Annotated in this window: 2 protein-coding genes; one reads left to right on the top strand and one right to left on the bottom strand. The window is 74.4% G+C overall.

The features are described from left to right. Positions 1-993 (bottom strand): TolB-like translocation protein (locus C6N75_RS29610; RefSeq protein ID WP_105871913.1); only part of this gene is annotated, 993 nt, incomplete at its 3' end. Positions 994-1,070: 77 nt separating this feature from the next. Between C6N75_RS29610 and C6N75_RS29605 the strand changes: the two genes are divergently transcribed. Further along, on the top strand, positions 1,071-1,696 hold a 626-nt coding region (locus tag C6N75_RS29605), incomplete at its 3' end, for a GDSL-type esterase/lipase family protein (protein ID WP_105871912.1).

Below are 1,696 nucleotides of genomic sequence, written 5' to 3'. Positions count from 1 at the left end.
CCACAGCGCGGCCGCCCCGGCCACCCCCAGCGCCCCCCCCGTCCCCGACCCGCCGTCCCCCTCGCCCGCCGGGTCCGCCGCCGGCGCGGCTCCCGCGGACGGCTTCCTCCCCTGAGCGGCGTCCGCGCCCGGCCGCTCGGCGCGCACCGCCGCGACGCCGCTGCCCGACCCTTCCGACCCGAACAGCAGCGTCTTCCCGTCCGGGGTGTACGTCACCGACTCCGACTGCCGCTGGAAGGGCGCGCTCACCGCCCGGTCCTCCCCCAGCCTCCCGTCCGCCGTCCACGCGTACGCCCGCGCGCTGAAGTAGCTGCGCAGCACCAGCTCCCTGCCGTCCGGGGAGAACGCCCCGTCCGTCACCCACGGCACCTCGCCGATCCGCCGGAAGACGTTCGCCCCGCCCGTGGTCAGCTCCGCCGGCCCCTCGTACAGCCCGCCCCCGTCCTCGTTCTTCGACGCGATGTAGACCCGGCCGGTCTTCGGGTGGACCATCAGCGCTTCCGCGTTCCGGGCCCCGTCGGCGTACGTCACGGTGTACTGCGTCGCCGTCACCGTCTGGTCCGCCAGCTTCTCCGGCTCCCGGAAGCGGTAGATCCACACATGCGACCAGGAGCCGTCGAGGTTGTCCCCGATGTCGCCCACGTAGACGTCCCCGTCCGGCCCGACGGAGACCGCCTCCATGTCCCGGGGCGTGCCCACCCCCCGCAGGGTGACCGTGGCGACCGTCTCGCCCGTCCTCCCGTCCACCGCGAACAGCCGCGGTCCGTCCTGGTCGTTGTGCGTCCAGTAGACGCCCGGGTGCCTGCGGCTCGCGGCCAGGCCGCTGGACTCGGTGATCCGGGCGTCCTTGATCGTGAACCCCTCGTCGCCGTCCGCCGCGACGGCGGGCGCGGCCGGCCCCAGGAGGGCCCCGGCCAGCACGACGACCGGCGCCAGCGCGGCCAGGCGGGCGGGGCTTCTGCGGTCGGAGCGCGTACGAAGGTCATCGGGCATGCGTCCAGTGTCCCTGCTCGCCTTCCGTGTCCACGGTCACATCGCACTCCCCCGCCCCGGTCGGCGATGATGAGCGCATGCGGTTCCTGTTCGTCGGCGATTCCATGACCATCGGGCGCGCCGGAGACTTCACCTGGCGCTACCGGATGTGGCAGCACCTCAACCGCGCCTTCGGCGGCCCGTACAAGATCGTCGGCCCGCGCTCCACGCTCTACGACCCGTCGGCGGACGCGGCGGACTCCCACGACTACGCCGACCCCGCCTTCCCCGCCAAGGCCCGCGCCCATCTCGCCGGCTGGGGCGAGGGCTGGTGCCACATGGCCCCGCTGATCGGCGACGCGGTCCGGGCCGGAAAGGCGGACGTCCTCCTGGTCTCCCTCGGCCTGATCGACCTCGGCTTCTACACCGACCCCGAGCAGACCGACGTCAACGTCCGCGCCTTCCTGGCCGCCGCCCGCGCCGCCAACCCGCACGTCGCGGCCGTACTCCTGCCGGTCATCCCCAACGTCCGCGCCGAGAACGAGCCCGCCTTCGCCGATCAGTGCGCCCGCTTCAACGAGCTGCTGGCCAAGACGGTCGCCGACCTGGACACCGCCGCCTCCCCTCTGCTCCTGGCCCCCTCCCCGTCCCCGTACGACCTGCCCACCGACTCCTACGCCGGCCCCCCCCCCAGCCCCGCCGGCGAACACCGCATCGCCGAAGC

Origin of the sequence: Streptomyces solincola (genome assembly GCF_002982015.1) — a bacterium.
In the GTDB taxonomy this organism is placed as follows: Bacteria; Actinomycetota; Actinomycetes; order Streptomycetales; family Streptomycetaceae; genus Streptomyces; species Streptomyces solincola.
This window is presented reverse-complemented; position numbering and strand designations above follow the sequence as displayed.